Annotated in this window: 1 protein-coding gene; it reads right to left on the reverse strand. The window is 64.7% G+C overall.

Annotated features, from left to right (window positions below; all coding sequences use genetic code 11):
* Positions 1–402: glucan biosynthesis protein (locus tag D7V77_RS42860; protein ID WP_199734030.1), on the reverse strand; the 402-nt coding region annotated here is incomplete at both ends.

Here is a 402-nt window from a genome sequence, read left to right on the forward strand (position 1 = left end):
GGGCGACACCTCGTTGATCTTCACAGGCTGGTCGTAGTACGAACCCTCGTGGAAGAAGCCGAGTTCGAACGGCAGCTTGTCACGGCGCCAGTAAGCCTGGTCAGACTTGAAGCGGATTTCGCGGTACTGGTCGTAGCGCAGCTCGCGCAGTTCGCGGGGCAGGGTATCGGCGGGCGCCTGGTACGGTTTTGCAGCCAGTTGCTTGGCGCGTGCGGCCACATCGTTGAAACCGAAGGCCAGCGCCGCATGCGCCGAAGCCAGCGCCAGCAGGCCGACGGTCAGCCGCGCATAGCGGGCTACCGAAGGGGCGCATACAGCGCGGGCGGCTGACGGCGTGCGGGAGGAAACAGCGGAGGGAATGTTCAAAATGAGATCGCGTCTATGCGGCGGGCCGAGGAACGT

Source organism: Corallococcus sp. CA041A, assembly GCF_003612075.1.
Taxonomy (GTDB): domain Bacteria; phylum Myxococcota; class Myxococcia; order Myxococcales; family Myxococcaceae; genus Corallococcus; species Corallococcus exiguus.